Genomic DNA, 24,789 nt, shown 5'->3' on the forward strand with positions numbered 1-24,789 from the left:
GCTTTACCTCATCTCAGCGGCAGAGCGATGCGATGGCAGCTGTTCCAGTGCCATGGCGAAGACGCTCATGGCGAGTAGGTCTGCCGCACCACCCGGACTGAGTCGGCGCCGGACAAACGCGCGATGAATGCGTTCGGCACGTACCTGCCACGCCGGATCGCCGACGCCGCCTTTGTCGAGAAACGTTTGCGCTGCTTGCTGCGCAAAACGCAGACCCTCCGCGCCGCCGCGATGCAACAGGTTGGTGTCTTCGATGGCGGCAATCAGGGCAAAGCACGCCTGTACGCGCGCCGCTTCGAGATGGCCCGGCGCAAGGCGTTGCGCATCGTGCAGTGCAGGCAGTCCAACTTCATAGATGCTGGGGAAACCTTGCGCTGCTTCCTGGCGAGCACCGCCGGCACCATAGCGCGCGCCGGCCATTTCGCCATGGCTATCGGGGAGTCTCGGACCGGCAAGGATCTCCCTGCCCCATCGACGCTTCACCACGGTGCCCAAGGCTTCACCCGCATCGACAAGGCCGGCTTCTCGCAAGCCTGCCGCCGCGCAGAGCAAGCCGACACCAAAGATCGCGCCGCGGTGCGTGTTCACGCCACCGGTGGCAGAGAGCATGGCGCGTTCGGCGCGCAAGCCGATCTTGCGTAGTGTTGTCATGGAGGCATTGTGCATGCCCGCTTCGGTCAAGGCGGCAATGTAAGGCCGCAGAGCCGATGCGCTCCGCCTGAAGGTGTCGGCGTCCATATCCAGATGGCTCCCCGTATCGACATGACTCACCAGGCCAGGCTTGGGCCACGTCTCGATTTCCAGTATCAAACTGCGCTCGGCCCATGCCGCCACGCGCTCCTGGAAAGACTGAACAGGCAGGCGGTCGGCCAGGAGAGCATGCGACGCAGCGGACATGCGAGCATTCATGATGCGATTCCGATGAACGATTCACGCCGACACAGGATCACGTCAGCAGCCCTCTTGAGGATCAGCTCAGGCACGCCGGAGTGCAGTTCGCGCCAATTCACGCCGGCGCCATCGGCACGCAGAAGTTCACCATCGATTCGTACCGGTGCGTGCGAATCGATATCAGCCAGGTCCGAAAGAAACCAGCTGATCCGATTGCGATCTGGAAGCGTCCAAACGATATCGAGATCGGAGCGCGGGCTCAGATAGGTCAGGCCTGTCAGCCGCTGCCATGCCAGGCTGCCGAACACACGAGCCTCCACGCCATAGGCCCCTGCGTGAGTTGCCAGTTGCCGCAGGCTCGGTCGCCACGCAGCTGGTGCCGTATCGACGCATTCGGCCAGTGTGGGCAGCGGGGTCGCGGCAACCATATCGTCGGCGGCCATCTGTATGGCTATGCGTCGCTTGCCTGCCGAAGGCGGCAGCGGCAAGCCAAGCGGCAACCCGTCACTGTCGCCGGGCGCGGGGCGACGCACGATGAGTGGCCAGCCGCGAGCTACCCAACCGGGCAGCAACGGCTCATTCGCCAAGTCGCTACGTGACGCCAGCAACGCGTTCCACGCAGCGGAACTGACGTGAACCAGCCGGTGTCGCTGCAGCAGCGGGTCAGACTGAGGCGCGTGCAAGTTCATGGACACGCCTCGCGATATCGGCAGCCTTGGGGCGACCGTTGCGTTGTGCACCAAGTTGGTCGCGGTTGTCTTCGCGCTCGGCCGGACGGGACAGTTGCGCCTGCAGTTGGTCGGCGAGCGAACTGGCCGGGTCCAGCGTGACAGCCACAGCGCCCGTCTGAAACAGGTTGTCCAGACCAGGCGCAAAGACCGGCGTGGACCTGGCCTTCTCCTCAAGCACGTCGATGGACAATTTGGTCACGCGCGACATGGAAGGAAGATCCATCACCGCCGGCTCCGCACCGGGCAGCGCCAGCAGCGTGCGTGTTGCCAGCGCCGTGGCGATGAACGCCCCCGCGGCTGTATGGCCATAAAGCAGGCCGACCGTGGGGTGCCCCAGCTTGTCGGCGAGTATCAGGCACTTCGCCAGATGCGCCAGGAACTCATTGATGCCCAGCAGCTCGTCGCGCTTGCTCATGCGCTGGCTGCCGCTGTCGATCAACACCAGGATGGGCTCGTTGCTACCTGACTTGATGACTTCGATGACGTCACTGGCGAGCCTGGCGGCCTCTTCCACGCCGACAGGCGTTTGACCTTCGACGCCGATCACGGCGATCGAACCACCCTCCGGGAGACGGCCCTGCCCGGATATCAGGCCGCCCACACGGACGACGTCGTGGCCACCAGGAAACAGCGATGCAAGAATCTTATCGAGCGTCATGACGAAGCTCCTGAAGTCGATCGGCCAGCGCAACGAATGCCTCGTAGGACATGGCGGGAATGTTTTCCGGCTCGCTCGCGCCCAATAAGCGCCAGATGTCGAGCGCATCGGCGCAAGCGCCAAAGTCGCCGATACGCTGTGCAAGGCGAGCCTGCTCCGCCTCCAGCGTGGCCAGCGTCGGCGCCGACACAAGCTCGATGAGATAGCGGGCGGCATCCCGGAAGCTGTCGATGGTGTCGTCGGCAAACACGTCCGCACCGCCGATCAGGCGCCGATGTTTGCCGCCCATGGTGCGCCATACCAGGGCGCGGTCCCTGGAGTCGAATTCCTCTACGCCACGATTGGTCTCAATGACTTCCGGCCCGGAAACACTGATGCGTCCCTGTTCCGACACCGCCAGGGCCGAACAGCAGCCCGCAATCAATCCGCCACCGCCGTAGCATCCTGCTCGGCCACCCACCAATCCCACCACGGGCACACCGGCGAAGCGCGCTTCCATCAAGGCGCGCATGATCTCGGCAATCGCCAGTTCACCGGCATTCGCTTCCTGCAGGCGCACACCACCGGTGTCCAACAGCATAAGCACCGGCACCGAGGCGATATCGCGGGCGGCACGCAGCAGTCCTGTCAGTTTGGCGCCGTGTACTTCGCCAAACGCGCCGCCCATGAAACGGCCTTCCTGCGCGGCAACGAACACGGGCGCGCCATCGATCCGGCCGTGCCCTACGATCATGCCGTCGTCAAACTGCTCGGGCAGGTTGAACAGCGCCAGGTGCGGACTTGTCTCGCGCATCTCCGGGCCGATGAATTCCACGAAGCTGTTCGCGTCGAGAAGACCTTCTACACGCTGTCTGGCTGAGGCCTCGTACCAGCTATCGGTTGATACAAAGGACTGGAGTCCGAGTTTCGTATTGTCCAGGGCAAGCGTGCTCATGTGTGATCTCCTTCCAGGGCGCTAACCGCCTGCGCCAGTCGAAGAGCGACCGTGTCGGGTCGCGCGCCACCGTCGTTGACCGAGAGCTTCAGCCCTCCCGGCGAGCGGCGTTCGACGAAGTCGGAAATCACGGCCTGCCACACGTCGCCGAAACCTTCTGCTGCCGTGCGAATGTCCACTTCACACTCCCCATCGGGAAGTATGCGTTCGACCAGCACCTCCAGATTTCCGGAGGCCACCACGCCGACGATGGCCTGTCGCCTTGTGCCCTTTGCGCGCTGCTGCGCCTTGTTGCGGTAGTTGAGTGTTTCCACGATGGGTCTCCTCACCAATTTCGGAATTTGGACGGCGGTGCGTACAGACGGCCGGACCATTGCACCAGGTCCTTGATGGAGCGTGCAGCCAGCAAGCGGCGATCGGCGTCCAGGGGGTCAATGCCCAGATCTTCCGGGCGCCGGATCACGCCGCGCTCCCTCAACTGCTGCACCAGCTTCTTGTCGCGCGCGCGCCCTACGTCGGTATAGCCCGCGACGCCGCGAATGGCGTGCTCCCGCTCATCATTGCTACGGCACAGCAGAAGGTTGGCAATACCTTCTTCGGTGACGATGTGGGTCACGTCGTCGCCATAGACCATGACGGGCGCCAGTTCCAGGTCGAGCTTTGCAGCCAGTTTCAAGGCGTCCAGTTGCTCCACGAACATGGGGGCGTTCTTCTCGCCAAAGGTCTCGCCAATCTGCACGACCAGCTTTCGACCACGACGCAACGGAGCAGGACTATCGGGATCGGCTTCCTTGCCCGCCTGCAACCAGGCCTGGCTGGGATGGCGCCGGCCGCGTGCGTCGCTACCCATGTTGGGAGCGCCGCCAAAGCCCGCCACACGGTCGGCGGTGACCGTCGATGAATTGCCATGCAAGTCGATCTGCAGCGTGGAACCGATGAACATGTCGCAGGCATACAAGCCGGCGGTCTGGCTCATGGCGCGATTGGAGCGCAGGGAGCCATCAGGGCCCGTGAAGAACACGTCGGGCCGCGCCTGGATATAGCCATCCATACCCACTTCCGAACCAAAGCTGTGGATCTGCCGCACCCAGCCCGATTCGATCGCGGGGATCAAGGTGGGATGCGGATTGAGCGCCCAATGGCTCGCCACCTTCCCCTTCAGGCCCAGGCGTTCGCCGTAGGTGGGCAGCAACAGCTCGATGGCGGCCGTGTTGAAGCCAATGCCGTGGTTGAGGCGCTGCACGCCATAGGGCGCGTAAATGCCCTTGATGGCGAGCATCGCGGTAAGGATCTGTGTTTCAGTGATGGCGCCGGGATCGCGCGTGAACAGCGGCTCGACGTAGAACGGCTTGCCGCTTTCGATGACAAAATTCACCCAGTCGCCCGGGATATCGACACGGGGCAGCTTGTCGACAATCTCATTGACCTGCGCTATGACGATGCCGTCCTTGAACGCGGTCGCTTCAACGATGGCCGGGGTGTCCTCGGTATTGGGCCCCGTATAGAGATTACCTTCGCGGTCGGCACTGACCGCCGCGATCAATGCCACCTGGGGCGTGAGGTCGACGTAATAACGTGCGAAAAGCTCCAGATACGTGTGTATCGCACCAAGCTCGATCTTGCCGGCAAAAAGCAATTTGGCGATGCGCTGGGACTGCGGTCCCGAATAGGCATAGTCCAGGCGCTTGGCGATACCGAGCTCGAAAAGATCCAGGTGTTCGGGAAGCACCACGCCCGACTGCACCATATGCAGGTCATGGATTCTGTCTGTGTCGACCGCAGCCAGCGCGCTCGCCAGCAGGTCGGCCTGCTTCTGGTTGTCGCCCTCAAGGCACACCCGATCGCCGGGCCGAATAACCGCCTCGAGCAAGGCCGTGGCGTCTGCTTTTGCGACCCGCTTGCCCTGCGCGTACGTCGCCCCTGCGCGTAGCCTCTCATCGCGCAGGCGCTGCGCGCTGTCCCAGACGGTCATACAAAATCCTCCACGTACTTCAATCAGAGCGTTTCCGCCGATAAGCGATGACACGGGAGTCGCGGTCAGAAGGCCCGCTGCAACATGCCTCGCATTCGATGGAAAGATCCTAACGCGCGGAACGACTGGGATTTATGAAGTTATCAGAGGGGATTCAGAGGGATCCTCGATGAGAGCAGGCGCGAGTGCAAAATCGGGGGTCAGAGTGCACATTTTTGCACGCCTTTTGGCCACGCGAGAGTTCTGGTCGCGAACTTACATCTTGCGGGCTGGACGCAAAGCTAGCTGACGTGCCGTCTCGAAGGCTGCGTCCTTGCCCATGTTCCAGTCTTCAAATCTGAGCGGCACGACGATATCCGGCTGCAGAGTCTTCACTCTGACTGGATAGAACCAGTTGAGCCAAAAGCATACGCGCCAGTTCTCGCAGGGCTGCTGGTAGTCGTGTTTCGCCGTCTGCGCGTAGACGCATACCTTGAGATTGGGCAAGCAGGCTTTACTGCCCTCGGAGAAAAAGGACAAGCGATCGCCGACGGGTTCGCCAATGATGGTGACCCGGTCGCCGCCAGCGTCTTTGACGAATGCAGCCGTCGTGATCGCAGCGGAAAACGTCTGCGAATTGGCGAGCACGAAAATGCGGCCGTCTCGCGCGATCACGTTGGGTAGTGCATGCGCGAAGTGCCAGGTGTTGGTGTAATCGCCACCACCATCGCCGCGCAGGTCGAGTATCACGGCGCAAGGCGGGTTTGCGCGAAGCGTTGTTTCCGCCGCGGTGAGAAACGGCGCAATCCGGTGGCTGCCGACGTCCCCGATACTCTGCAGTTGCACAACCTGGGCACAGCTGCCCGCGGCGGGGAATATCCGGTAAGGGTTATCGAGATCCCGCCACGTTTGCGGCAGCTCGGCGGATTGCGGATGGTATGCGCTCCAGCCTTGCTCGGCGCCCTTGCTCAACTCGGGCGACAGCCAGGGTCCTTCCAGAGGCATGCTGTCGTCCTTGCGCTTCGAATAAGCATCCAGCGGACGCGTCACCGTTCGACCGTCGGGCAGCACGACAGTCCAGGTCGAAGCCGTGGCGGTGGCAGCGACGCCCAAACCGTAAAGCAAATCCTGCACGCTGATGTATGCCGCATCGTTTTCCCGGCGAAATGGCTCCACGCCGCCGCGAAGCGTGTCCAGTTGAAGCAAGATCTGATCGATCGGATGACCGTCGATACTCACTACGCGGCCGCCGAGCATGTCGCGATAGGCAGCCGCCGCCCGGGTTACGTAGAAACCTTCCGCAAAGCGCGTCACCCTTAGCGGAACGAGCAGCGTGCCCTGATCGGACGTTGCATCCATTCGGGAATGACCATTGTCGGCCAGCGCCATCACTTGCATTAGCGCCACGTGCAACTTGGCTGACGGCAGCGCACTTGGCAGGGCCCGCAGGGCGGCGATGCGTGCTTCCGCCTTTTGGCGGTCGGCAGGTGAAAAAGCACGATCGCGCGCTACCACCTTGGCGAAATAGTCGACATCTTGCTGCTGCGCCTCCAGTGGCGACGCCGCTGTCGGATAACTAGCGTCTGGCGCAGCGCGATGGAAATTGAAGTGCAACGCAAGAGCGAACCCGCCTGCGATCACAACGAGCGCCAAGGCCGCACTTGCGGAAATAAGGGCCACTCGTCGAAGGATTGCGCGCACTGATCACCCGTTTGTTCAGTCCGTGACGCCCAGCATCGCCTACAGGTTGCATCGGCCGCCTGATAAGCCAGTAGTGCCGCAAGTCACATGGGCCTGGAGGCTTGCCATGAGCGCCCTGGCTCGCGGGGATAAAGCTGAACTGCCCGGTGGGTGACCTGATACCGCAATAACTTCATCCAGTCGCAAGCGCAGCGCTGCCATGCAATGGCCCGCCCGATCGGCAGCGGGCCACCTCACAGTCAATGCTTCGCCAGCTTCTCCAGCGTCTTGCCCTTGCAGGCATCCGGCACGAGCACGGGGTTGCACCGTGCAGCGACGCCATCGGGCAAACCAACCTGATAACCGTGCTCCGATGGTTCACCGGCGGGATAGTCGGTGCTGATCATCTGCGCGCCGCTGTTGATGACGGCATCGCGGCGGGTGCCGTCGTTGCGCTTGCCCTGCCCTTGCTCCGGGTCGTCCGAACGCGTGCGTACCAGGTAGCCGCGATGCACCAGTTCGTTGATCTGCGCTGCGGTGCACTCGTTGCATTCGGTGAAGGCTGCGTCCGGCGCGCCCGGCGTGGCGTTGGTGAAGATCATTCGGTCCTTCAGCACCGGATGTCCTTCGAGATAGATAGACTCCGCCTTGCGCTGGTCGAGCAGGAACACCACCTTGCCGCGTGCCTTGGTCAGTGTCGGCCAGCCGCCTTCGCGCACGGCCTCGTCCAATGTGGCGTGGCCGCCGCGCACCTGGTCGGGCGTGATGATCTCGTCGGCGGCGAAGACGGAAGCGATCTCTTTGTCCAGTGCGTCGAACACCGCCGGCGTGAACGGATCCGGCGTCACGCTGGGAATCTTTGCCTGCAAGGCGCCTTCTTTCGTTTCGATCAGGATAAAGATCGGTACGTGACCCGGATGCGCCTTTGACCACGTCCGCACTTCCGTGAGGCAGGCGGTGAACGGCTGGCAGGTGCTGCGCTGATCGATGTCCTGGATGTGCATTACCTTGAAACCGGGTTGATCGAACGCGCCCGGCGGCGCCATCGGCGGATCATCCGGCAGGCCGGCCAGGTCGATCATGTGTGAGATCGACGGATGCGCGTACTTGCCGCCTTTAGGGTCGGCAAACACGTCCAGCTCGATCTGTCGCACGCCGTCGTCCAGCTGACGTGTGAGCGCCGGATGGCTGTAGTCGATGGCGGCGAGCGCCTGCGGCGCTTCCGATTGCATCAGCCGCGTGGCGCTGGGCGCGAAGCCCATGTGATAGCTGTTGTGCGTGCCGATGACCTGGATCTGGTTGATGCGCAGCGCATCGTCGGCCGCAGCCGGCGACACCAGCGCCACGGCGGTCAGTGCAAACAGCGACCATGAAATGGAATGACGGAGAAGCATGTCGGACATCCTGAAATCGTGGAGAGACCGCGCCGGGTTCGCCGGCGTGATGCAGGGAATCAACGCTTGGCCGTGCAGAGCGCAAAGCCGGGATCGGACAGGGACGGCGGCGGTGTTGCGGTGCCCCAGCGTGAAGGTGTCGGCCCCATGACCAGCTTCAGCGTGCCGCCCTTGGCGATCTGGCCGTGGCGGAACCACGCGTTGTCCAGCGGCTGGCCATTGAGCGTGGCCGACTGGATGTAGCGATTGACGCTGTTCCCGTCGAGGTTGTCCGCGACGATGGTGAAGGTGTGGCCGCCACCGAGGTCGATGTCCACGCGCGGATACGACGGCGTGCCGATCAGGTACACGTCCTGCCCTGCGTTCGGATAGAAGCCCATCGACTGGAACGCGTACCAGCTGGACATCGCACCGGAATCGTCATTGCCCGGAATGCCGTCACGCGTATCCTTGAACGCCTTGTGCAGATAGGTCAGCAATCGATCCGCCGTGCGGTCCGGGCGTCCGGCCCACAGATAGAGATCGGGTATCAGGAAACCTGGCTCGTTGGTGATGTCGAAATGCAGGCCGTCGAACAGGGCATCCAGTCGCTTGACGAAGGCTTCGTTGCCGCCGGACAGCTGCACCAGCTTGCGCACGTCCTGCGGCGCGTAGAGCGAGTACGTCCACAAGTCGCCTTCGTAGTAGAAATCCGGCCAGGTGCCGCGGCGCACCAGGTATTGCGGCGCCCAGCTTCCATCCGCGTTGCGTGGACGAAGGAAACCGGTGATGCCCTCCTGTTGCCACGAGGCATCCCACAGGTTCGCCCAGTTGCCGGCATGGGCCTTGTACAGCTCGGCATCCTTCGCATGACCAAGACCACAGGCCACTTCGGCGATGCCGAAATCATCATAGGCGTATTCGACGGTGCGCGAGCCGGCGCGTTCGGTCGGCTGCGCGATGTAACCGAGCTTGTTGTACGACTCCAGGCCGCCGCGCCCTTCCTTGCGTGCATTGGCGGGCGGCACCTGCGCATCTTTCTCCATCGCCTTCAGCGCCGTGGCGTAGTCGATACCGCCAAGCCCCTTGACGTAGGCATCGGCCACCAGCACGTCGGCATTGCTGCCGCCCTGCGTGCGGCCGTTGTCGTTGCCCACGCGCGCATCGGGCATGTAACCGGCGTGACGATAGGTATCGATCAGCGAACGCAGGATGTCACGCTGGCGATCCGGCGCGATCAGGATCAGCAGGGGCGCATCGCTGCGGAAGGTGTCCCAGATCGCCTGGAAGTCGTCGTAGTACGGCTCCTTCGAGGACCACTTCGGATTCTCGCCGGTGTGGTCCGACGGCATCATCATGGTGTGGTACAGCGCGGTATAGAACTGGCGACGCTGCGACGGTATCGCGCCGCTGATCTCGATGCGGCCCAGCGCCTTGTTCCACTGCGCCACGGCAGCGTTGCGCACGTCGTCGAAGCGCCAGTCGCGCACTTCTTCGGTCGCGTTGCGATGCGCCTGCCCTGCACTCACAAAGGAAATGCCCACCTTCGCCTGGATCGCCTGCCCTGGCGTAACGCGATAGTCCAGCGACGCGCCCGGCGGCCGGTCGCTGCCGGTGCTGGCTTTGGGCGTGGCGCTCAAGGTGTCGCCCAGCCACGTCTGTGCGCCTTGCGAAGGCGTATCGGTGATCAGGTCGACATACACGTCGTACTCGCCGCCCTCGTTCCAGCCGCCGATGTAGCGACCCACGCCGACGATCTCATTTGGTGAGACGACCGACATCTCGCCGCCGAGGAAGCGCTGCGTCTCCTCGCCCGTCCCTTTGACCAGCAGATCCAGGTCCAGCGTGATGTGTGCGTCGCCGGCCTGCGCGAACGTATAGCGATGCATGCCCACGCGACGCGTTGCAGTCAGCTCGGCTTTCACCCCGTAGCGATCCAGGTTCACCGCGTAATAGCCGGCGCTCGCCTGCTCGCCGCTGCGTGACGAATGGATGTCCTTGGGATCAAGAGCCCCCATGACCGGCGCGACGCGGATGTTGTCGTACTTGCCGCCGCCACCGCTCAGATGCAGATGGCTGAAGCCGCGGATGTCGCCTTCGCTCTGGAAACCCTTGCGGGCGCCGAAGTCGTGGACATCGGGACCTAGCTTCACCATGCCGAACGGCGTGGTCGCGCCGACAAACACTTCGCCGAACCAGTCCTCGCCGATCAGGGGATCAACGTCCGCCGCATGATCGGCGGCCATCGCGGGAACTGCGCAAACGAGCGTGGCAAGGCCAAAAAGTGTCACGCGCAAGACCTTGCGCAGCGATGGATAGCGTTTCATCAGGATCATTTTTCGACTGTCTTCTTCGTATAAGTCAACCGGACCGCGGAGTTGCGCCCGGACAGGTCATCAGCGTCGGGTCGCGTCGCTGCGCCGTCATCGTGAGGACGCTGCGATGGCCGGACAGGTTACTCAACGAAAGTTGCAGTCTTAGATCAGGCATGCACCGGCAATCGAGGTCGCCAGCAGCCACGTTGCGCGCGCAGCCGACCTTCAATGTGTTCGCGGCGCCTGATAGCTCTCGCCGGGGACCAGCGTTGTGACGTAGCCCCCGCTCCAGTCGCGATCAAAGATCGATGCCAAGGTGCTGGCGGCCGATTTCCCGTTCAGGCGAACCGACACGTCCACGGTGTTGTGGAAATAGCTCCACTCCCAGTTGCCCGTGCCGACGAACGATTTGTCGTCGTCCGCGACGGCATATTTGGCGTGCTCCACTCTCGCGTACGGGATGAATCCGCTCGGCGATGGAGGAACACGGCTGAACTTCACCGTGATATTGGGTAACGACGCAAGACTCTTCAGGTAGGACTGCGTAGGTTCGCTGAGCGACCAGTCGCCGACGATGATCCGGACATCCACGCCCCGGGCGGCTGCGTCGCGAATGGCTGTGTCCAGATCAGACCACCAGCCTTTGGCGCCAAAATGTCTGATCGCCGACAGTGTCATGACCTGTATGCGCATGACGTGCTGGCTTGCGTTGATCATATGGATCAATGCCCCCTCTTCGCTGCTGACCCATGCAGGCATGAGTGACGGCGGGCTGAAAGCAGGGAAAGCCGTGATCAGTGAAGAGTCGCCATCCTGGAGAACGACCGGATTGTCTTCGGTCGCGGGCGTGAAGCCGGGCGAAACCTGGGCCGCCTCGGCAGCCTTGGGCAAATCCGGATGGCCGGCCAATTGCCAGTCGAATTCAAAGGACGCTTCCACCGTTTTTGCGAAGCGCTCATTGCGAATACGCGCGCCTATCTCGTGGATCTGCTCAAGTGCTCGCCAGTCCCAGTTCTGGCTGCCAATGAACACCGCCTCCTCGTCGATCACCATGTATTTGGCGTGCAGCACCCCACCCGTCAATTCGTCCACGGGAAGAACGCGGATCGTGATGCCAGGTACTTGACGCAGGCGATCCACGCCCTCCTGGTTACTCTTCAGGAACGTGTGATCCACCAGCACCCGCACGGCGACACCTGCCGCAGCGCGCTCGGCAAGTGCGTTCAATACAGGCGAAAGTGCCCCGCCGCCCGGCTTGTCTGCGATGTAAAACGCGGCCACGTCGATGCTCTTGTGGGCCGAGCGGATCATCTGCAGCCATATGGCCCGCGTGCGCGGCACGCCCGGTTCACCATAGAACGTCCCCTCCGGCACGCTTTCAACGATCTGGAAGTCAGGCACGGGAGCGCGCGGAACGGGCTTTGCGGCAACGATCGACAACGAACAGAGCCCCAAGCCCATGCATGCACAGATCAGCTTGAGCGTCGTTGACCGAACGCTTCGTGGCTTAAGGTGGACCCAGCAGAATGGCTTCTTTGTTGGAGACAGTTTCATGTGGTGACTCGTGATGCCTCGTGGGAAACGAAATGGCGGTATCGGTGCGATGTGGTTCGCCTGCGATCGCGCATTGGTGATCTTCCAATTCCTCGGCGCTGCCGCGGTTGCCCTGGTCGAGCGACGCCTTGATGCTGAGCAGGATGAATCCTGGACGGCCGTCCGGCGCTCGCGCTCCGACGACGGCGAGGCCATGACGACCCATGGCGTCTCCTGCAGGGAGTGCGGCCGCCAAGGACTTGAACGGATCAACCGATAGCGATTCGCCGCCCACCCATCGGGCGTCATAGGCATGCCCAAAGGGAGGCAGCGGCTGAGCCAGCTTCTGCCACTGGATGCCGATGGTGGGAAGCAAGCGTTCCAGAACCTCGTGCACATCGGTCCGCACACAGTCGATATGGATGTGGAGCTGATCCTGTGATCGTCCGTAGCGGGAATTCACCGCGAGCATCAGCTGGTCACGCGGACGAGGTCCGTGCAACGCCGCCTCCACATATCGCTTCGCGTCCCAGGCGCGCGCGAAGTAGTTGGGCGCGCGGTCCTTCTGCAATGCCGGATCTTCCACGCCGCTGATGCGGTCAAGCGGAATCACCAGGTACTGATAGCGCCCCTTCTGATCCTTCAGGATGGCGTAGCCACCATGAGTTCCATCGCCTGGAACTACGATGCAAGGCGATGGCGGGTGGACACGGGAGGCCGCTGCAGGCGCGCAGACTTGACCCAGCTTCTTCCAAAGTGCGTTTCGGTCTTTGACGCCATCCGGTTCTCGCACCTGGCCATCGGCAGTGACTTCCTGCGACAGGCTTGCCAGCACGAGCCCGAGGAAAATCAGGCGCAGTCGCTTGTGCCAGGCTGCGCAGCTCATCATCGAACCCGTGGCCCAACGCCTGCTGGCCGTCCGTACCAAACGCTTGGCTGTCATGCCCGTTCGCCTCGGGCCAACAGCCACATGGACACCACGCCAGCGGCAATGCCGATGGCGGGCGCCAACCGCGCACTTCCGGTTGCCTTGAGCCACGCCGCGGGGAGGATGTCCGCCAATGCGACATACAGGATGGAGCCGGCGGCGAACGCCGCTGTCAACGCTGCTGCTCTCTCCGATGGCAACGTCGCTGCCACGGCGAGCGCCCCGGCAGGCACGGCGATGGCCATGGCGAGCGACAGAATGAAGGCGCGCCGCGGATCATAGCCATTGGAAACAAGCACGCCGGCGCTCGCCATCTCACGGGGAATCTCGTGGATCGCAATAGCGGCAAGCGCCGCATATCCGGCCGCAGGACTCGCCAAAAAAGCGCCGGCCAGGATGATCCCATCGACGCAATGGTGAATGAAATCGCTGGCGAGCGTCATCCGCGCAGCCGGCGCGATCACGCTTGCACTGAGGCCCCGGGCACGCACCACGTTCTCGACCAAGGCGAGAAATGTCGCGCCAATCATGAAGGCGAGCATGATCTCGCTCAGGTCGTCATGTGACCCCAACGCGTGCGGCAAGAGATGCAAAAGGCTGTCGCCGATCAGCAATCCCACGGCCATGGCCTGCAGCCATGGCAGCCAGCGAGTCCGCACGCCCCCAGGCATCCAGACGACGATGCGGGAGAACAAGGACGTCGCCCCAAGCACGAGGGACGCCAGGAAGATTTCGATCAGACGAGCATGCACGGATACGTCCCGATTGGCCGTTGCTTGACGACATCCATGCCCATCAATGAGGCCATCAAATGTTATGTTATAACATCATGGTGACGCACTAGGGCGACGGATACAGCCCTGCCAGAAGTCATGGCGCGCCAGTAAGACCATGCGATTGCGCGCCATGCCGTGAGCCCCGGTATGCAGAAATGCGCAGAAATGCCCGCCGCCAAATTCATGGTGAAGCTTCATCCCCCTGCACAACGCGTCGCTACTTCTTTTGACGGATGGCGAAGTTTGGTGCTTTCTGTGAATTCTTGAACGGTTCCGCGATACGAATCAGTGGACGCATAAACCGCCTTCATATCACTTGATGGCAGAGGTGCGCGCCATGGTTTCTCGGTACACGCGTCAATGCGTTCGCAAGTTCGTTTCGCCTCGCCCTCCTTCCACCCACGGGCGATGCACGGGGATCCATTTCATCGAGTCATTGCCGGGAACCTTGGCGATGGCTTCGTAGACTTTTGGTGCATCTGATATCCAGGAGCCGATCGTTCCATGGACAACGTGCGGGGGAATCGGCTGGGGGAAGCCATGCACGCACGTGGCGTCTATAAGCTCAGCGTCTTGGCCGCGCTGTTGGGCGTCACCGAAAGTGCCGTCAGTCGATGGCGGCACAGTGGCGCGATGACAGTGGAGAACGTCGCTTGCGCGGACGATGACTTCCTCAAGCAATGCACGGCAGCCACGCTGTCGCGCCGTCGAAGCAGGCCGTGGACTGGCGTCATGAGCGCGTGAAGCCGGTCCATCCAACCCATCGCGTTCATGCCAAGGGGTTTGACCCCACTCAACATCGGCAAGGCGGTCAGCACGGTATTGGATACCACGCTGGTCACAACCCTCCCGTGGTGGTCCGACTTTCAACGTGCCGCACTAGCCTTCCAGTCGGACGCACAAAAGACACTGCAGGCACTTCGTGCGGATCTGCTTGATTACATGAATGAGGCTTATGCAACGGTACTGAAAGATGGTGAAGAACCATAGGACAGATGGGTCATGACCCATCTCGCCGGATGCTGGCGCGTCCGGCGAAATGGCGTCGCCAAGGAGCACGATGCTATGGGTGGCACTGGGCATGTCTAGCCATGCGTGGAATCGACCCACTGACGTCGCCGTCGAAGGCGATATCTCGCGTCCTTGCAGGTCACTGGCCGGAACGGCTGTGTTTCATATCTCTGGCCAACGACTCGACATGGCCGATCCAGGCGGAAAGCAAATCGGCGTCTTCTTCCCAGAGCTCTCTCAGTTCGCTGGACTCGCCGCAGACGCGCAAGCATGCCTTCGAACCGAGCTCGGCCAGGGAGGAGAAGTCGAGTGAGGCCAGGCCTTCGCGCCAGGCTATCCGCGCTCCGGTTTCGTCATCGTCCAAGGGCTGCCCGTTCCTTGCCGACAGGATGACTGCCGCGCAAGCGAGCACTGCCTGGCCATCGTCATAGTCCACGTAGTCCGCGGCAAGCGCGCGTTCGAATGCTGCTCGCATCACTGCTCGCGGGTCGGCCCGCGGAATGAGCTGTTCCTCGAGGAAATCCAAAGCGGTGTCATCGTCGAAGACTCTTGCAGCCCACGCGCCCATCTGCTTCTCCTTACGTCAATAGCTGGTTGAAATGCTGCCTTGGCGACACAGTCATTCCTTCAACCTGTGGCTGTCCTCGGCGGTCAGGTCCAGCCCGTAGACCTCTCGCAGCTTCTGGATGTGCTGCAGCGTCTTCGTCGAAAAGGGCTTCTTGTTCTCAAAGGCATGCAAGGCGATCCCTTCAATCAGATCGCCCAATGAGATGTCCATGGTCTCGGCGAGGCTCTTGAGTACTTTCAAGATCCGCTTTTCGATGCGTACGCCTGTCTGCACGCGATCGATCTTCTTTTCGTCATTCATGGTGAATTTGTCGGTTGCCCAGATTTGAAATCAACTCTTGGCCAAGGACTTCCGGAACAGGAGGCTCCTTGGGCTGCGCTCCAGAAAAGGCTCTTCCTTGTAATCCAAGCTTCGGTAGAGGGCAACCGCGGAGACGAGATCCTGGCCGGTGTCGAACTCGATGGTCCGGGCACCCTTCCCTGCCACGAATTGTTCCGCCCGCATCATCAATGCCCGTCCCATGCCTGAGCGCCGTGCCGAAGGAACTATCCAGAGGCGATAGAGCCTGGCAAGTCCGGCTCCTGCAGCATGACTGACCACGATCATGCCCAGTACCGAGAGATCACGGATGGCGAAAATGACATGGGCCTGCTGCAGCTCCTCCGCAGCGAGTGAACCCTCCGGCTGGTCGTGGCCGCTCTGGCGAAGCTCGGCCGTCATGTGCGAACTGATGCGATGAAACAGGCTGCAGTTCGCCGCCGTCTCCAGAAAATCGATCGTGTTGCTTGAGGTGATCGCGTCGCTCATTGGAGTTGCTCGATTCCGATTAGTGGGGTTGCGCGGTGGAGTGCGCAAGCATGCCGACGATCGCGTCGCGCCACTCCGGGCCCTGCGCCGTGAAAAACTGCTCGAACTCGGCGAGGTACCTGGCATCGGCGTTTTTCAGCAGCGTGCGACTGCACCACACGTGCACGTGCACGGTTGCCGGATCTCTCTGGCTCAGCGAAATGTCGTAGCGCGACACTCCCGTCGCTGGAATGAAGATGAGATAGCCGACCTTGCCCTGCGCGGGCTCGTAGCGATCCATGACCCAGGTTGCAGCGCCCCACTGCGACTTCGTCTGAAAAACGGCGCCGACTTCCTGGCCGCCACCGGCGGGGCGCACAAATTCAGGGTTCCAGTCAGGCGCCCACTCTCGCTCTTTTACCGGCCCAAAATAGGGCGCCAGCGCCGCCACGGTTCCCGGCAAGTCGAAGTCGAACTCGCGTTCTGCATACATCGATGGAGCTCCTGTATGGGATGAAGGGATCGACACGCCGTGGATGCCGTGTGCGGCAAGCACACCGTGCCCCTCCTTCGCATCGCCTTGCGAATGCACCACCGCCACTCCCAGGCCGATCGCCAGGGACGCGGCTACAGGGCCGATCAGTATCATCTTCATGCTCATTGAAACCCCCAGCCAGGTAGGTGGCTCTCGACCACGCCGTCCGCTCATTGCAATTGAGGTACCGTGGTACCACGGTACATCCTAGAGCCGAAATGACCTGCCGTGCAAGCGGGTCGCCGGGCGTGGCTCCTGCCCTCGCGGCCGAATGAACACGCACTCCACGGTCCGTTGTCAGGACAATGGCCCGCGAGTAAGTTGCATCCATGGCGCTTAAACGGATGGACAACGTAGGCATCGTGGTCGAGGACCTCGACGCGACGATCGCTTTCTTTCGCGAGCTCGGCCTCGATCTCGAGGGGCGGACCATGATCGAAGGAGCATGGGCCGGACGCGTCACGGGATTGGGCGATCAACGCGTCGAGATTGCCATGATGCGCACGCCCGACGGCCACAGCCGGCTCGAGCTCTCCCGGTTTCTCGCTCCGCCAACAATCGCCGATCACCGGAACGCTCCGGTGAACGCGCTGGGCTACTTGCGCGTCATGTTCACCGTGGATGATGTCGATGAGACGCTCGAGAGGCTTCGCAAGCGTGGCGCGCAGCTTGTGGGCGACGTCGTCCAGTACAAAGACGCGTATCGCCTCTGCTACATCCGCGGACCTGAAGGACTGCTTATTGGACTCGCCCAGGAACTTGGCTGACATCCCGGGCCCATGAACCGGCTCAGGGCCTCTGAGGTGAGTAGTCCGCGATATCGCCGGGCATCAGCTTGCGCGTGCGCCAGTGCCCGCATGAGGGTATGGCTTCAGGCGAACAGGCACTAGGGAAGCTTGAACTTTCGCGTGGCGCGCACCGGCCAGATCGAGGTGAAGCTCGATCCGCCAGCCACCCGGAATGCCGCGGAAACGCCGTTCGTTATGCCCAGTTCTTCCAACACGTCTTTTGCGCGCCGAAAGGATAGCCGCGGATCGGACGCGAGCATGAAAAGATTGATCTCTTTGGGGCTGACATCGTAGCCCTCCAGCTCGACGGTATGGCCCAGGGCCTCCTTCAGCCTTGCCTCGATCGTTGCGAGGAAGGCTTCGTCGGCCAGCGACTTGCGCCAGAATTTGATGATGAGTTGATAGTCCATCGATCGATTGTAAGCGCAACTACCTGCGCTATCGTCAACAGCCTTTCACCATGCGGCAAGCCACCGGGCAAGCAAGTGTCTGCGCATCTTCAGGCGAGTACACTGTTCGCATACTGGCCCGTCATCGCCACACCCAGGTGCAACGACATGAACGCCCCCAGCGCCGTCGAGTCCCCTAGTGTTTCCGTGACACCCAGGTCGTCGTCGACGGCTTCACGGCTGGTCTATCGTCATACGCTGCCGATCCGGATCATGCACTGGATCAATGTGATCGCATTGACCCTGATGCTGCTCAGCGGCCTGCAGATCTTCAATGCGCATCCCAATCTCTACTGGGGCAATCGCTCCGACGAGGGCACGGCCTGGCTGGCCCTGGATGCACATGAAGATACGGCCGGCAATCTGGTCGGCACCACGCGGGTTGGCCAGCACCAGGTCACCACGACCGGCGTACTGGGCGTGTCCAAAGGCAGCGACGGCACGCCGACCGCGCGGGGTTTTCCCTCTTGGCTGACGGTGCCCAGCGCGGGCTGGCTGGCCATGGGCCGGCGCTGGCATTTCTTTTTTGCCTGGGTGTTTGTGCTCAATGGGCTTTGCTATATCGCCTACTCATTCGCGCATAAGCACCTGCAACGCGATATGTGGCCGACACGTGCGGACTGGCGTGGCATCGGCCGCTCCATCGTCGATCACATCCGGTTCAAGCACCCCCATGGGGACGAGGCGCTGCGCTACAACATTCTGCAACGGCTTGCTTATCTGACCGTGATCTTCATCTTCGGCATCGGCATCGTATTGATGGGCCTGGCGATGTCTCCGCGCCTGGATGCGGTGCTTTCGCCCCTGGTCGAAGCGGTGGGTGGACGCCAGTCAGCAAGGTCGATTCACTTCATCATCGCCTGGGCGTTTGTCGCCTTCGTGGTGATTCATGTCTTCGAGGTATTGGTGAGCGGGGTCTTCAACCAGTTGCGCGGCATGATTACCGGCTACTACAAGGTCAAGCCCGGACCGGCGGCGACTGTCGATGCCAAGCCTGAGCCAGCGGCGCCCGCCATGTCTCCCGAGCGCGCCACTGCCGAACAAATGCCGATCGTGGAGGACCCTCGCCATGAGTGATCGCCGATCGTTTCTGCGTATGGCCGGCATGGGTGCCGCGGGCATCTTCCTCGCGGGTTGCGACCGTATTTCACAGAGCGGCCTGGGCGCCCGGGTATCGGGCAGCGCCGAAGGGTTGAATCGTCGCGTGCAGACGCTGCTGTCGCCCTCCACCGCCATGGCAAAGGAATACTCCGAGGCCGAGATCTCCCCGGTGTTTCATCCCAATGGCACCACCATGCCGGACACGCCTGCCTATCAGGCATTGATGGCCAACCAGTTCCGCGACTACAAATTGCAAGTGGACGGACTGGTGACGCATCCGGCGATGCTATCGATTGACGACCTGAAGGCGCTGGATGACCGCACCCAGATCACCCGGCACGATTGCGTGGAAGGCTGGAGCGCGATCGGCAAGTGGCGCGGCACTGTACTCTCGGCCGTGCTCGACCACGTGGGCGTGAGTCCACAGGCAGCCTTTGTCGTCTTTCATTGCTTTGACGAAATGGACGCGGACACGCCGTACTACGAAAGCGTGGACATCCGCGAAGCAAGACATCCGCAGACTTTGCTGGCCTTTGAATTGAACGACCAGCCGCTGCCGGTACCGAACGGCGCACCCTTGCGCCTGCGCCTTGGCCGGCAGCTAGGTTACAAGCAGGCCAAATACATCAGCCGCATCGAGCTGGTGAGCTCGTTCAAGGATATCGGCGACGGCAAGGGCGGTTATTGGGAAGACCAGGGTTACGAGTGGTACGCGGGCATCTGACCCGAGGCCGGAACCCGGGTCGCGCAGCGCACGTGGAGTCCGGACTTGTCCATGGTGCATGGACAAGTCCGGATCGACCGCGATGGCCTCGACGCAATGCCTGTTACATCGGCGGCGCAGTACCGTTCAGCCCGACTGCCACGAACCCGGCAGCCACCGGATTGCCCGGCTTGCCGGCCACGAAGACCTTCGCACCTTTGACGATGGCGCTCTTGTCGGCTGGCGCGAAGGTCACGATCGGCGTGTTCGCCGTCACATTGATCGTCTTCTCGCCCGAGCCGTAGTCGACCACCAGCGTGCGTGCGCCACTGCCATCAGCCGTCTTCACCGTGCCGTTGGTCATCGCCGAATGCATGGCCGAACCACCGGCTGCGCTGCTCTTGACGGTGCCATTGGTCATCGCCGACGACTTCACGCTGCCGTTGGTCATGGCCGACCCGGCACTGCCATGGGCGGGCAGATCCCAGGCGTAATCACCCAGGCCCGTGCCCTTCATCGCCGGCGGAAACACCACGACTTCCAGGGCGTTGGCGGCGGCGCCGTGCGGCACGTTGGCCGAACCAATGTAGGAGCCTGGCTGGATCGCATCCAGATTGCTGGGCACCACGCCGGCGATATGGGTATCGGCTGCGATCGCGACGTTCTGCGCGCCCGTCGCCGTCTGCACCGTAAAGCCCGTGGCGGTGACATCCGTCACCGTGCCGCGCACATGCACCGCTTGATCCGCGGCGATGGCGGGTACGGCGGCTGCCATGGCGATGGCCATACCGGCGAGCAACAGCGTTCGGTTCAAAGTTCCATATGTCATGACTAACAACCTCCAGTGGATATCTCGGATCAGGTGTGACCACTGTTACTTCGCCTGGAATCAACTGAAGGTTACTCAGGAGATGTTGGAACGGCATGAAGATGGAGCGAGCAGAGGCGACCCAGGCGCCGTACGAGCCTCAGGCCGGCCAAAGCAGGAACCGCGCCAACGCCCGCTCAAGGCGCAATCCGCACGTGATGGCCTTTGGAAGGTCATGCAGCGAGCAGCACCGTTGCCGTTGGACGGCGCGACTTGCGCAGGACTACTAAGCCTCGCGCTCTCAACGTGCATGTCGCGAGACAGGCTAAACAGGAGGTGCACGTCGGGCTTCGTGTCTGCAAAAGGTTGACGGTCGATTCACCTGCCCCGTGAGAATCGTTGCGCTGCATGAGGTGGATCGACGTTGCGCGACCCCATGAGACGCCACCCAGTCACGACCAGGCAAGCCGCCATGGCGGCGGGAAGACAGCCATGTCACTACGCGACTACGCCCGCAAGCGGCACTTCGACAAAACGCCAGAGCCTCGTCCAGAAAAGTCCGTCGGAAAGGCTGGGCGTGAACTGTTTGTGGTGCAACTGCATCACGCGCGGCGGCGCCATTACGACTTCCGGCTGCAGGTGGGAGACGTACTGAAGAGCTGGGCCTGCCCCAAGGGACCCAGCTACGACCCCAAGGTGAAACGGCTCGCCGTGGAGGTGGAAGACCATCCGGTGTCGTATGCCTCCTTCCACGGCGATATTCCCGATGGCTACGGCGCAGGTCACGTCGATACCTTCGACACGGGGGTGTGGGCGACCTCGGGCGATGCGGAGGCGCAACTTCAGAAAGGACATCTGCGCTTCGAGCTGTTCGGCCAGCGGCTCAAGGGTGGCTGGCACCTGGTTCGAGGTCATCGCCAGGAAAAGAAGCCCGTGTGGTTCCTGATCAAGGACGAGGATGCCTATGTGTCCAAGGTCGAGGCCGATGACCTGCTCGACGCGACCATGGTTGCCAGCACTAGGCGAGCATCGGGAAAGAGCGGCGGCGCGAAAGAGGTGGCGCAGAAGTTGACGCACTCAAAGCGCCGACACGCTCCAACCGCCGGCAAGCGACGCGTATCGCCCTCGCGATGGATCGCCAAAGTCGAGGGCGCCAAGAAGCGAGTCGCACCCAGGGGCTTTTTCAAGCCGGAGTTGGCGACGTTACGCGACGCGCCTCCCACGGGTGACGACTGGCTCAACGAGGTGAAGTGGGATGGCTATCGCATCCTCACCTCGATCACCGACGGACAGGTGGAATGCTGGTCGCGCAATGCCCTGCCCTGGACCCACAAGCTGCCCGAGATCAGGCAGGCCATCGAGGCGCTCGGGCTGAACTCGGCGCAGTTGGACGGTGAACTGATTGCCCTCGTCGATGGACAATCGGACTTCAACGCCTTGCAGCAGACCTTGTCGGGCGAACGCGCGTCGCCGCTGGCCTATGTGCTGTTCGACCTGCCTTATCTGGAAGGCTACGACCTCTCCCGCTCGCCCCTGATCCATCGCAAAGAGGCGCTGCAGCGCCTGCTCCAGGACGCCCCATCCCAGCTTGCCTATAGCAGCCACATCGTGGGTGGCGGCGAAGCGGCCTTTGAGAGTGCGAGCGCCCACCACCTCGAGGGCATCATGTGCAAGCGCGTCGGTTCGCCTTATCGGGGTGGACGTGGCGACGACTGGGTCAAGGTGAAGCGCCTGCAGTCCGATGAGTTCGCCGTGGTGGGCTATACCGCTGCCAAGGGATCGAGGAAGGGATTTGGCTCGCTGTTGCTGGCCAGGCCTGCGCCCGCTGGCGAGTGGAGTTACGTAGGTCGCGTGGGTTCAGGCTTTACCGACGCGATGCTGCGTGAACTCACCCGCACGCTGGCGCGCGCCGGCTCGCGTTCGCCCACCATCAAGCATGCGAGCGAAGCGCCTCGCGATGCCCACTGGATTGCGCCGACCGCGGTGGCCGAGGTGTTCTATCGCGGCATCGGCAATCACGGACTATTGCGGCAACCCAGTCTCAAGGCCATGCGGCCGGACAAGTCACCCAGGGACTTACGCAGTGGCGATCGCATCGGCAAAAGCCATGGGGCTGCAAAGTCGCGCCGTGGCACGTCGACCGAACCGGCAGGCATCGTCATCACACATCCCGATCGCGTGGTCTATCACGGGGAAGGCATCACCAAGCAGGACATCGTCGACTACTATACGGCAGCCATGACGTGGTTCCTGCCTGGCGTCATCAACCGGCCGATGTCCGTGATTCGTTGGCCCGGCGGCATCAACAAGCCCAGCTTCTTTCAGAAGCACTTGCCAACCGGCGGCCTCAATCATGTCGGCTCCGTCCGCCTGAAAGAGGAAACCGGCGCCTCTGCTGTCTACCTCTATCCGGACAGCGCGGACTCGATCATCGAGCTGGTGCAATACAACGCGATCGAGTTCCATCCCTGGGGTGCGCATATCGATGACCCTGATGGCGCCGATCGCATCGTGTTCGATCTGGACCCAGGCCCCGATGTCGAATGGACCCGCGTGAAGGCCGCCGCTCGCCTGCTCAACAAGCTCCTGGATCAGCTTGGCTTGAAGAGCTTCCTGCGCACCACCGGCGGCAAAGGGCTGCACGTCGTGGCGCCCTTGAAGCCGGTGGCACCGTGGGACAAGGTGAAGTCCTTCGCGCACGGCTTTGCGCAGGCGCTCGAATCGATGTACCCGCTGGAGTTCGTGTCGGTCAGTTCCAAGACGCGACGCGCAGGCAGGATCTACGTGGATTATCTGCGCAACGGCCGCGGCGCCACGGCAGTGGCGTCCTATTCGCTGCGTGGCCGCCCAGGCGCACCTGTCGCCATGCCCTTGCGCTGGAGCGAGCTGAGCCGCCTGAAAAGTGCTTCGCAGTTCGACATGCGCTCTGCTCTTGCACGACTGAAGCGGCAACGTGCCGACCCATGGGAAGGCATCGACACGACCAGGCAGAGCCTGGCGACAGTCATGAAGGCGCTCGAAGCGAGATCGTAGGCTCGGTCACCGATAGGTGGCCCAGCCTCCTGCGCAGCCTTCAGGCGCTGTCGTTCGCCGCCGATGCATTGAGTGCCGACGCCACGGCGGCGTCGCCGCTGACGATGTCCTTCCACTGGAGTTCCGTGCCCTTGCGATGACCGCGAGGCGTCAACTTCAAACCATTCGCGTCGAGCACCAGGGTATAGGTCTCGCCATCGATGGTGACTTCGCGGCGCAGGGTTTTGTCGAGAGGTGTCATGGAAGGCTCCGTGGGTTCTCGTTCGTGCGTGATGGTACTACCCTCGGCGCGTCATGGTGACCGGTCCGCGACATCGCACATCCACCACAGAACGTCGACAACATCGATACATGCAGCCACGCACAGTTCATCGTTTCGCCAGTCAGCCCATGTCATGAAATTTTCACGCCGAGCGGCCTTGATCGTCTTCATCGTCGCACTGCTGGTTATCCTTGCCGCAGGTTTCTACCGCGCCGCGATGCATGAAGATTTGCGGCCCGAGCCTGCGCCTGCGACATCGGCACAGCAGCCATAACAAGCCGCGCCGGCAATTTACACACCGCCGCAACGAGCGATGCGGAAGGATGCACGGGCGATCGGCTGCGAGTCCGCACTACCCAGGCTGGATTCTCCGACCGGGCAAGGACATCAAGGCCATTCGCACCGGGGCAGCGTCCGTACCGCATTCGGACCCTGCCCCTCTTTTTTGTCTCACTTCGCAGCCCTCAGGACTCCAGCCATGCCGATCCGGAAAAACAGGGCCCTCACCCAGGCGTTGCCCATCGCCTGGTGGTGGGATCTGGCGGCGAAATCGACACAGATGTTGGGCGCCTCGGCGGAGGTGGTCCTGCGGCGCAGTGCTCAGATCAGTGGCATGAGCAACCCGCCCTCCGCGGCCGATCAAAGGGAATTGACCACGATGGTGACGGAGAAGGTGGCAGCCGCGCAGCAATCAGCCACAGCCATGATGATGAGCGCGAGCGCCACCGCCTCGAAGTTCTGGTGGAACCAGTGGATGGCGAGCACGGGACTGAGCGGTCGCAAGGCCGTCACCTCCTCTGGCATCGCCGCCAGCGCATCGCGCTCGTCTGCCGCCATGCTCACGGCCGGTCTGCAGCCGTATCGCCAGCGGGCGATGAGTAATGCCAAACGGCTGCGCAAACGCCGACCCAAGCGGTGACTTCGTCTGTGGACGGCCGTTTGCAGGAGCGCACTTGTGCGCGACCACCTGGGGGA

The 24,789-nt window shown here is 62.3% G+C and carries 25 protein-coding genes; 6 read left to right on the top strand and 19 right to left on the bottom strand.

Features of this window, described 5'->3' with window-relative positions:
* Positions 1–3: 3 nt before the first annotated feature.
* The 12 genes from mdcB to AC1DKY_RS10240 form a co-directional block, all read right to left on the bottom strand.
* The gene (gene mdcB, locus AC1DKY_RS10185) at positions 4–909 is read right to left on the bottom strand and encodes a triphosphoribosyl-dephospho-CoA synthase MdcB (RefSeq protein WP_441603890.1); all 906 of its coding nucleotides are present in this window, start codon (positions 907–909) and stop codon (positions 4–6) included.
* Positions 906–1,580: a malonate decarboxylase holo-[acyl-carrier-protein] synthase gene (mdcG, locus tag AC1DKY_RS10190; protein WP_441603891.1), complete on the bottom strand. Its 675-nt coding sequence runs from the start codon at positions 1,578–1,580 to the stop codon at positions 906–908. The genes mdcB and mdcG overlap by 4 nt, the downstream gene beginning before the upstream one ends.
* The gene (mdcE, locus tag AC1DKY_RS10195) at positions 1,555–2,280 is read right to left on the bottom strand and encodes a biotin-independent malonate decarboxylase subunit gamma (RefSeq protein ID WP_441603892.1); all 726 of its coding nucleotides are present in this window, start codon (positions 2,278–2,280) and stop codon (positions 1,555–1,557) included. Before mdcE ends, mdcG begins: the two co-directional genes overlap by 26 nt.
* Entirely contained in the window at positions 2,267–3,214 is a 948-nt protein-coding gene (locus AC1DKY_RS10200; protein WP_441603893.1) for a biotin-independent malonate decarboxylase subunit beta, read from the bottom strand. The genes mdcE and AC1DKY_RS10200 overlap by 14 nt, the downstream gene beginning before the upstream one ends.
* A complete protein-coding gene (gene mdcC, locus AC1DKY_RS10205; protein WP_441603894.1) occupies positions 3,211–3,528 on the bottom strand; it encodes a malonate decarboxylase acyl carrier protein in 318 nt (105 codons plus the stop codon). Before mdcC ends, AC1DKY_RS10200 begins: the two co-directional genes overlap by 4 nt.
* 11 nt (positions 3,529–3,539) lie before the next feature.
* Positions 3,540–5,186 carry a malonate decarboxylase subunit alpha gene (mdcA, locus tag AC1DKY_RS10210; protein WP_441603895.1) on the bottom strand — a complete coding sequence of 549 codons (1,647 nt, stop codon included), beginning with the start codon at positions 5,184–5,186 and terminating at the stop codon, positions 3,540–3,542.
* A gap of 255 nt (positions 5,187–5,441) precedes the next feature.
* Positions 5,442–6,818, bottom strand: a complete 1,377-nt coding sequence (locus tag AC1DKY_RS10215; RefSeq protein WP_441603896.1) for a S41 family peptidase — start codon at positions 6,816–6,818, stop codon at positions 5,442–5,444.
* A 287-nt stretch (positions 6,819–7,105) separates the two neighbouring features.
* Complete coding sequence (locus AC1DKY_RS10220) at positions 7,106–8,239, bottom strand: phosphatidylinositol-specific phospholipase C1-like protein (RefSeq protein ID WP_441603897.1); 1,134 nt, start codon at positions 8,237–8,239, stop codon at positions 7,106–7,108.
* Positions 8,240–8,298: 59 nt separating this feature from the next.
* Positions 8,299–10,545 (bottom strand): GH92 family glycosyl hydrolase, encoded by a 2,247-nt coding sequence (locus AC1DKY_RS10225; protein ID WP_441603898.1) that lies wholly within the window; start codon positions 10,543–10,545, stop codon positions 8,299–8,301.
* A gap of 213 nt (positions 10,546–10,758) precedes the next feature.
* On the bottom strand, positions 10,759–12,087 hold the full coding sequence (locus AC1DKY_RS10230) for a phospholipase D-like domain-containing protein (RefSeq protein WP_441603899.1): 1,329 nt from the start codon (positions 12,085–12,087) through the stop codon (positions 10,759–10,761).
* A complete protein-coding gene (locus AC1DKY_RS10235) occupies positions 12,041–13,009 on the bottom strand; it encodes a CDP-diacylglycerol diphosphatase (protein ID WP_441603900.1) in 969 nt (322 codons plus the stop codon). The genes AC1DKY_RS10230 and AC1DKY_RS10235 overlap by 47 nt, the downstream gene beginning before the upstream one ends.
* On the bottom strand, positions 13,006–13,746 hold the full coding sequence (locus AC1DKY_RS10240) for a ZIP family metal transporter (protein WP_441603901.1): 741 nt from the start codon (positions 13,744–13,746) through the stop codon (positions 13,006–13,008). The genes AC1DKY_RS10235 and AC1DKY_RS10240 overlap by 4 nt, the downstream gene beginning before the upstream one ends.
* Before the next feature lie 564 nt (positions 13,747–14,310).
* Between AC1DKY_RS10240 and AC1DKY_RS10245 the strand changes: the two genes are divergently transcribed.
* A complete protein-coding gene (locus AC1DKY_RS10245) occupies positions 14,311–14,514 on the top strand; it encodes a helix-turn-helix domain-containing protein (RefSeq protein WP_441603902.1) in 204 nt (67 codons plus the stop codon).
* Between the two features lie 406 nt (positions 14,515–14,920).
* Here AC1DKY_RS10245 and AC1DKY_RS10250 read toward each other — a convergent pair whose 3' ends face one another.
* From AC1DKY_RS10250 to AC1DKY_RS10265, 4 genes are read right to left on the bottom strand one after another with little or no spacing between them, the layout of a single operon-like run.
* Positions 14,921–15,349 carry a DUF4259 domain-containing protein gene (locus AC1DKY_RS10250; RefSeq protein ID WP_441603903.1) on the bottom strand — a complete coding sequence of 143 codons (429 nt, stop codon included), beginning with the start codon at positions 15,347–15,349 and terminating at the stop codon, positions 14,921–14,923.
* 51 nt (positions 15,350–15,400) lie between these two features.
* The gene (locus AC1DKY_RS10255) at positions 15,401–15,649 is read right to left on the bottom strand and encodes a hypothetical protein (protein ID WP_441603904.1); all 249 of its coding nucleotides are present in this window, start codon (positions 15,647–15,649) and stop codon (positions 15,401–15,403) included.
* 30 nt (positions 15,650–15,679) lie between these two features.
* Positions 15,680–16,156 (bottom strand): GNAT family N-acetyltransferase, encoded by a 477-nt coding sequence (locus AC1DKY_RS10260; protein WP_441603905.1) that lies wholly within the window; start codon positions 16,154–16,156, stop codon positions 15,680–15,682.
* Positions 16,157–16,175: 19 nt separating this feature from the next.
* Positions 16,176–16,790 (bottom strand): hypothetical protein, encoded by a 615-nt coding sequence (locus AC1DKY_RS10265; protein ID WP_441603906.1) that lies wholly within the window; start codon positions 16,788–16,790, stop codon positions 16,176–16,178.
* 224 nt (positions 16,791–17,014) lie between these two features.
* On the opposite strand from AC1DKY_RS10265, the gene AC1DKY_RS10270 reads away from it, so the two are divergent.
* Positions 17,015–17,437 (top strand): VOC family protein, encoded by a 423-nt coding sequence (locus AC1DKY_RS10270; RefSeq protein ID WP_441603907.1) that lies wholly within the window; start codon positions 17,015–17,017, stop codon positions 17,435–17,437.
* Between the two features lie 119 nt (positions 17,438–17,556).
* On the opposite strand, the gene AC1DKY_RS10275 is transcribed toward AC1DKY_RS10270, so the two are convergent.
* Entirely contained in the window at positions 17,557–17,868 is a 312-nt protein-coding gene (locus AC1DKY_RS10275) for an OmpA family protein (RefSeq protein ID WP_441603908.1), read from the bottom strand.
* A gap of 147 nt (positions 17,869–18,015) precedes the next feature.
* Between AC1DKY_RS10275 and AC1DKY_RS10280 the strand changes: the two genes are divergently transcribed.
* On the top strand, positions 18,016–18,984 hold the full coding sequence (locus AC1DKY_RS10280) for a cytochrome b/b6 domain-containing protein (protein WP_441603909.1): 969 nt from the start codon (positions 18,016–18,018) through the stop codon (positions 18,982–18,984).
* The gene (locus tag AC1DKY_RS10285) at positions 18,977–19,732 is read left to right on the top strand and encodes a molybdopterin-binding protein (protein ID WP_477179913.1); all 756 of its coding nucleotides are present in this window, start codon (positions 18,977–18,979) and stop codon (positions 19,730–19,732) included. Before AC1DKY_RS10280 ends, AC1DKY_RS10285 begins: the two co-directional genes overlap by 8 nt.
* A 103-nt stretch (positions 19,733–19,835) precedes the next feature.
* On the opposite strand, the gene AC1DKY_RS10290 is transcribed toward AC1DKY_RS10285, so the two are convergent.
* Entirely contained in the window at positions 19,836–20,540 is a 705-nt protein-coding gene (locus tag AC1DKY_RS10290; RefSeq protein WP_477179914.1) for a hypothetical protein, read from the bottom strand.
* 471 nt (positions 20,541–21,011) lie between these two features.
* Here AC1DKY_RS10290 and ligD point away from each other — a divergent pair, with 471 nt between their 5' ends.
* The gene (gene ligD / locus AC1DKY_RS10295) at positions 21,012–23,552 is read left to right on the top strand and encodes a DNA ligase D (RefSeq protein ID WP_441603912.1); all 2,541 of its coding nucleotides are present in this window, start codon (positions 21,012–21,014) and stop codon (positions 23,550–23,552) included.
* 40 nt (positions 23,553–23,592) lie between these two features.
* Here the strand turns inward: ligD and AC1DKY_RS10300 are convergent, their stop codons facing one another.
* Complete coding sequence (locus AC1DKY_RS10300; protein ID WP_441603913.1) at positions 23,593–23,793, bottom strand: hypothetical protein; 201 nt, start codon at positions 23,791–23,793, stop codon at positions 23,593–23,595.
* A 499-nt stretch (positions 23,794–24,292) separates the two neighbouring features.
* On the opposite strand from AC1DKY_RS10300, the gene AC1DKY_RS10305 reads away from it, so the two are divergent.
* The gene (locus AC1DKY_RS10305) at positions 24,293–24,733 is read left to right on the top strand and encodes a hypothetical protein (protein WP_441603915.1); all 441 of its coding nucleotides are present in this window, start codon (positions 24,293–24,295) and stop codon (positions 24,731–24,733) included.
* Positions 24,734–24,789 lie beyond the last annotated feature (56 nt).

The organism is Dyella sp. 01N448 (genome assembly GCF_056399225.1).